This is a genomic window from Sulfurimonas sp., assembly GCF_028714975.1.
Taxonomy (GTDB): domain Bacteria; phylum Campylobacterota; class Campylobacteria; order Campylobacterales; family Sulfurimonadaceae; genus Sulfurimonas.
The window spans coordinates 1-5833 of record NZ_JAQTLH010000018.1 but is presented as its reverse complement, the minus strand read 5'-3'; the positions used below and the strand labels follow the sequence as shown (position 1 = coordinate 5833).

General features: G+C 34.5%; 7 protein-coding genes, 1 tRNA gene and 1 pseudogene. 5 read left to right on the top strand and 4 right to left on the bottom strand.

The window, feature by feature from the left end; translation table 11 throughout:
• The 5 genes from PHQ93_RS10570 to PHQ93_RS10550 all read left to right on the top strand — a co-directional run.
• Window positions 1-257, top strand: a 257-nt coding sequence (locus PHQ93_RS10570; RefSeq protein WP_367278398.1) for a hypothetical protein, incomplete at its 5' end; no start/stop codon positions are given.
• Window positions 258-298: 41 nt separating this feature from the next.
• Window positions 299-451 carry a hypothetical protein gene (locus PHQ93_RS10565; RefSeq protein WP_299944175.1) on the top strand — a complete coding sequence of 51 codons (153 nt, stop codon included), beginning with the start codon at window positions 299-301 and terminating at the stop codon, window positions 449-451.
• Between the two features lie 68 nt (window positions 452-519).
• Window positions 520-1872 carry a hypothetical protein gene (locus PHQ93_RS10560; protein WP_299944173.1) on the top strand — a complete coding sequence of 451 codons (1353 nt, stop codon included), beginning with the start codon at window positions 520-522 and terminating at the stop codon, window positions 1870-1872.
• Between the two features lie 11 nt (window positions 1873-1883).
• Entirely contained in the window at window positions 1884-2204 is a 321-nt protein-coding gene (locus tag PHQ93_RS10555; RefSeq protein WP_299944170.1) for a helix-turn-helix domain-containing protein, read from the top strand.
• Window positions 2146-3210, top strand: a complete 1065-nt coding sequence (locus PHQ93_RS10550) for a site-specific integrase (RefSeq protein ID WP_299944167.1) — start codon at window positions 2146-2148, stop codon at window positions 3208-3210. The genes PHQ93_RS10555 and PHQ93_RS10550 overlap by 59 nt, the downstream gene beginning before the upstream one ends.
• A gap of 82 nt (window positions 3211-3292) precedes the next feature.
• Here PHQ93_RS10550 and PHQ93_RS10545 read toward each other — a convergent pair.
• From PHQ93_RS10545 to PHQ93_RS10530, 4 genes and pseudogenes are all read right to left on the bottom strand, one after another.
• A tRNA-Asn gene (locus PHQ93_RS10545) sits at window positions 3293-3367 on the bottom strand.
• Between the two features lie 57 nt (window positions 3368-3424).
• A complete protein-coding gene (locus tag PHQ93_RS10540) occupies window positions 3425-4357 on the bottom strand; it encodes a radical SAM protein (RefSeq protein ID WP_299944165.1) in 933 nt (310 codons plus the stop codon).
• A complete protein-coding gene (gene hemE / locus PHQ93_RS10535; protein WP_299944162.1) occupies window positions 4358-5398 on the bottom strand; it encodes a uroporphyrinogen decarboxylase in 1041 nt (346 codons plus the stop codon).
• Between the two features lie 26 nt (window positions 5399-5424).
• A pseudogene (locus PHQ93_RS10530) lies at window positions 5425-5833 on the bottom strand (YqhA family protein); the annotation flags it as partial.

Sequence of the window (5833 nt, the reverse complement as noted above, 5' to 3'; positions counted from 1 at the left end):
TGTTAACAATAAAAGCCAGACTGTTGCACTTATTTAAAAGTGCCAATTCCACAAACCGTGATATTAATGAAGTAACACTTGGTAAAAACAAACTACAGCTCTTAATGGAGATACCACTAAGAGATGGCGGTTTTAAAAATGAACTGCTTGATATTTCAATACCTCCTGAAAAAGTCCCTCTATATAAAGGCAAAGAGGGCGAAGAGGTAGAGGTTGAAGTGGCTCTCATCGGTAAAGCAACTTTTTACGGAATCTAAAAGACCATAGCGAAGCGTAGGTCTAACAACGAGCAGTGCATATGGCTTTGCCATTTGAGCTGCTTGAGGCGTTAGGTCTAACAGCTCAACAATCAAACATATTCATAACCAATGTTGTACTGATATATCTCTCAGACAAGAGGCTCCATAGTAATATGGAGAATGTCTCTGAGATATATCAATTTAATGATTAGAGGGGGTTCTAGTAACACCCCCTGACATAAGTCATAAAGAATATATAAAAATGTTCTTCAAATAGTGAGTGCTAGGCGCTCGAAAGGAATTTACAATAAAAAATATAAACATAAAAAACACACCTCAAATAAGCGGTATAGACGCACTATATTACTTCGCTCAAAGCGGTGGTGGATACAGCAGATTTTATGAAAATATCATTGAACAGATAGAAGATAAAAGAGCAGAATTTACAGCTCTTAATTACGCCTATGCTGATAATGACATAATCATCACAATAAACAATATAGATATAAAATATAGCGGTATGGGAAGAGATGGTTTCTTGTGGTTTAATCACGAGTTCTTTAGAGTAGGATTTAAAGACTCTGAGAAAGCTCAAAATATCCACAACATCAGAGTGCAACTAAACGCTATTGGAATCTACACTCTTGGAATAGAATCACTCGTTGAATATATCAACACCCAGTTTTTAAAAGGTTCACTTCTAAGTACAAACTATTTTCCAATAACTAGAATAGATGTAAATATGTTCATTCAACATAATTTTAACTATCTTAAAAAAGAGATGATACTCTCCAAGAAGAAAACCCACTCTGCAAATATATCAGAGCGTTCAAGCGGATATGAGTTAGAGACTTACTATGTAGGTAAAAAACCATTTCTGCTTAGAATCTATAACAAACTAAAAGAACTAGAGAGTTCATCAGAGATAAAAAGAGAGATAATGCATAACTACTTTGGAGTAAATGGCTTAGATATACAAAAGCCAATCTTCAATGTTGAGTTTGAGTTTCATAGAGAGTTTTTAAAAGAGTATGGGATTGACACACTAGAAGACGCACTAAGTCGTTCACAAACTCTATTTGAGCTTGGATGTGATTTAGTAAAAGTATTGGATATATCAACTCTAACAGAAGCACAGCTAAATTCATCAAATCGTAAAAGAGCAGATATTCTGCCTGTATGGGAATATATCTCAACAAGCTATGACAACAAAGAGTTTATGCAGATAACCACTCCAATGGAGAAGATAGAAAAAATATCATACAGATACTCACTTGAAGACGCTCGTAAACCTATAAAGAGACAGATATTAAGACTGCTTCTTCATGACAACTCCCCAACACTATTTTACTTCTATGAACTCTTGCAAAACACTAAAGAGGAGTTTGAGCTAAGAGATAGTTTTAAGAAGTTACAGAGTGAACATAAAAGTGAAGATACATTAAAGTTTAAAACACTCAAAGAGGATTTAAAAGCTTATTCGGATGAGGGATTACAGAACTTTGAAGAGAGACTATCTAAAGAGATGAGCGGTGTAATGCCAAATGACAATCAATATGATGAGCTAATGCACACTTACAGTGAACTGTATAATGAGCTTATAAGACGCAACCTTGTTAATATACCGTTTTAAGGAGCCAGACAATGAACATAGAATTTGAAAGTCTAAAACTACTCCCTCAAATGTTTGTACTGATAGAGAAACTAAACAGCCAGTTTGAAAACGCTCATGCTAAAAGATGGTTAAGCGTAAAAGAGTTAGCAACTTATCTGAGCTACTCATCAGATAGAATCTATAAAATCAAAGATGAACATTTTATTGAGGGTATTCATTTCTTTAAAAAGAGTGGTAAAATACTCTTTGATAGAGTTGCAATAGATTCTTGGGTGGTCGAAGGGAACACACTTGAAATTGATATCCAACAACGGCAAATTGTGGATAACATTTTATTATCAATCGACTAGATATAGAAGAACTCTTAATCTTGATGATAATAAAACAAACCGCAAACTTGCTACTACAAAAATAATTCCTGAGATTGTTTATAAACTAAACTCAGGAAAGTTCTTTGAATCACAAAAGTCTAGAATTCCAACTGTTGATGATTATGCAAAAGTTAGTTTATCCCTGCACTCTAAAAGCAGAAAGGCTACAACCACTTATGATTATGAAACATCAATAAGATTGCATATTTCGCCAACATTTGGAAACAAACGCCTAGATAAGATAAAACCATCTGATATACAGCTTTGGCAAAACAAACTCTTAGACAAACTAATGCCAAGACGAGTTAGAAGTATAAGAGCAACATTCAATACAATATTTGATGATGCAATAAGAGATGAGATAATAGATAAAAATCCTATATCTAAAATCAAAGTACCTAAACTTGAAAAAGTAGAAGTTAAATCATTCTCGCTTAAAGAAGTAAAGCACATAATAGATACAGCAAAAGGCGAAATGAAAGCTTTTACTGCACTGGGCTTTTTTAGCGGTATGAGAAGCGGAGAGTTAATCGGTCTTAAGTGGAGTGATGTAAACTTTGAAAAACAAGAGATACAAGTTCAAAGAGCTATAAGAATGGGAACCATATCAACTCCCAAAACTAAAAGTTCTATAAGAACGGTTGACATACTTGATAATCTGCTTCCATATCTAAAAGAACAGTATGAGCTAACGGGAGATAAAAACTCCTATATATTTCTAAATGAAAATGATGAACACTATTATGATATTAAGCGTATCAGAAACACTAAGTGGAGAAATCTACTTAAAGAGTGTGATATAGAGTTTAGAACTATATATCAGATGAGACATACATTTGCAACCATAATGATTGAAAACAATGAAGATATATTATGGGTATCAAATATGTTAGGTCACAGTGATTCATCTATGACACTACAGATGTATGCAAAGTATCGAAAAAGGGAAGATATTAAGAGAGCTTCTTTTTTAGGTAATATCTAACAGGCACACTTGGGCACAATATGGGCACAGTAGCTAAGATTTTAGTCTTGGAAAGTCCGTATTTTAGGGGTTTTAAATGTGGTGGCTCCGAATACTGGATTCGAACCAGTGGCCAAGTGATTAACAGTCACCTACTCTACCGCTGAGCTAATTCGGAATGTTTATTGAGGTTGCAATTATACTTTATGAGTTGTAAAAAGTCAAGAATTTTGGGCTATTTTATTCGCTTTCTCGCCTCATTTGTATGAAGAATCAAAAATTCTAAATTTCCAACCATTTTTTTTACTATTTTGGAGTTTTTTAGCAGCTCATGAAGTCGTCTTTTGCTATCCTCATCGAAAAGTAGATTTACATCATCCATAGTAAGCGGTCTTTTGTCTAGCGTATTTAGTATATCCTCGTTGCTGTAGCTTGAGTTGTTTGGTTCTGCATGTATTCTTGAGGCTATATGAATTGGCAGAGATGAATCAAAGAGAAGAGAAACAGAGTGCAACTCCTTGTAGCTTAGACCGCTTACAGGATAAGCAGGCGGTCTATCTATTGTGCCTAGGTTAATCCTTGTTACTTTTAGTGATAAAAGAAGATCGCTTAGTTTTTTTATCTCATCTTCTGTGTCGTTTATGCCATGGACAAAAAGTATCTCTATAAAAAGTTTACCGCTAAAGACTTTGCTAAAATCTATTACTTTTTTAACAATATCTTCAATTTTGATATTTTTATGCGGTCTATCAATTTTTCTAAAGATATCTTCACTGATGGCATCAAGTGAAAGTTTTACTTGATCTAATTTTAAAAGCGAGTTAAATATCTTTTCATTTATAAGTGTAGAGCTGTTTGTAAGTATGAGCGTCTTGGTTTTGCCTTTTACTTTGTCTATTTCATCAATTAACTCGTTTAAATTTGGATAGAGTGTCGGTTCGCCATTTGCTGTTAAGGTTATAACATCTATTTTCTCGTTCAAATGGCTTTTTAGTTGGCTCATGATGGTTTGGACTTCAACAGTTTTTATCTGTATATCGGTTGTTGCACTAGGCGAGAGTTCACAGTATAAACAATCAAAATTGCACTGTTTTAGGGCAGGGGAGAGGTCTATTCCCAAAGAAGAGCCAAATCTTCTTGAGTTTATAGGACCAAAAATCGTATCCATCTATTTTTTACTAACTCTATGGCATTCAGATATAAAGTGTTTCGCATTTTCTACCGGCACATCAGGAAGAATCCCATGTCCAAGGTTGAATATATGTCTTTTCCCACCCATAATTTTTTGTAGTGATTCCACACAAAATGTCGTTGCTTCTTTACTGTACAATCTACAAGGCTCCATATTTCCTTGAAGAACATATCTTTCTCCGAGGTGTTCTTTTGCATAAGCCATAGGGGTTGACCAATCAACGCCAAATACATCAAAATTTCCATAAACATGAGGTAGGAATGCAGGAATTCCTTTTGGGAACATAATTACAGGGATGTGCGGATATTTAGTTTTTAGATACTCGGCAATCTCAACCATGTATTTCCAAGAAAACTCATCATATTTTGACGGTTCAATCGCTGCTGCCCAGCTATCAAAAATCTGAACAACATCTATTCCGGCTTCTATCTGTTTTTCCATATAGAACTTTACTACTTCTGTAACTTTTTTTAGTATCTCATGGAGTAGTTCTGGGTTTGAGTACATCATTTTTTTACAAATATTGTAAGTTTTTGTACCTTCTCCCTCTATCATATAGGTCGCAAGCGTCCAAGGTGCACCCGTAAAACCAATCAGTGCTTTTTTATCACCTCTTTCATCAAGCTCTTTTCGTAGTATTTTGATAGTTTCATAAACATAAGTAAGTTTGCTTGCAGCTTCCTCTCCGCCTAAAAGAGCATCTAGATCATCTTGATTTTTGATAGGTTTTTCAAAAACAGGACCCTCTCCAGTAAGAAAATCAAGTTTCATACCCATCTCATTCGGAACAACTAAAATATCACTAAAAAGTATGGCTGCATCTACTCCAACAATATCTAATGGCTGAATTGTAACTTCTGCGGCAAGTTTCGGATTATGGCAAAGATTTAAAAAATTTCCAGCTTGTTTTCTTACTTCCATATATTGTGGAAGGTATCTTCCGGCTTGTCTCATCATCCAAACAGGAGTGTACGGCGTCTCTTTGCCAAAGCATGCATCTACAAATATTTTACTCATTTTAATCCTTATCTGTGTTTTGAGAGTTAGTGTGCTTTTCCAACTTTACTTAAAAAGTAAAGACCAATTGAAATAGCAGCAATTGATAGTGCTAGATACAATAAATCTAGCGCACCTTCGTAGTTGGCATGACCAACTTTTTGAAAAAATCCAACAACTAAAACCATTACTATAACTTTTGATATTTTATCTTTAAGTTGGTCTAGTGAGTGTACTGCCAGAAGTTGATTTTCATTCCCCTCTTCATCTTTTGCAACATCTATATCTGAGATAAAAAGTTCATAAAGACCAAAAGAGAAGATAATTAATACAACACCGATAAGGTATAAATCAACCGCCCCAATAATCCCACCAATGATATTTTCATGAAAGTGCTCAGGATGCTCATGTGTTGTGTAACTGTCTATAACATATTATGCCGTTTCATAATCATCA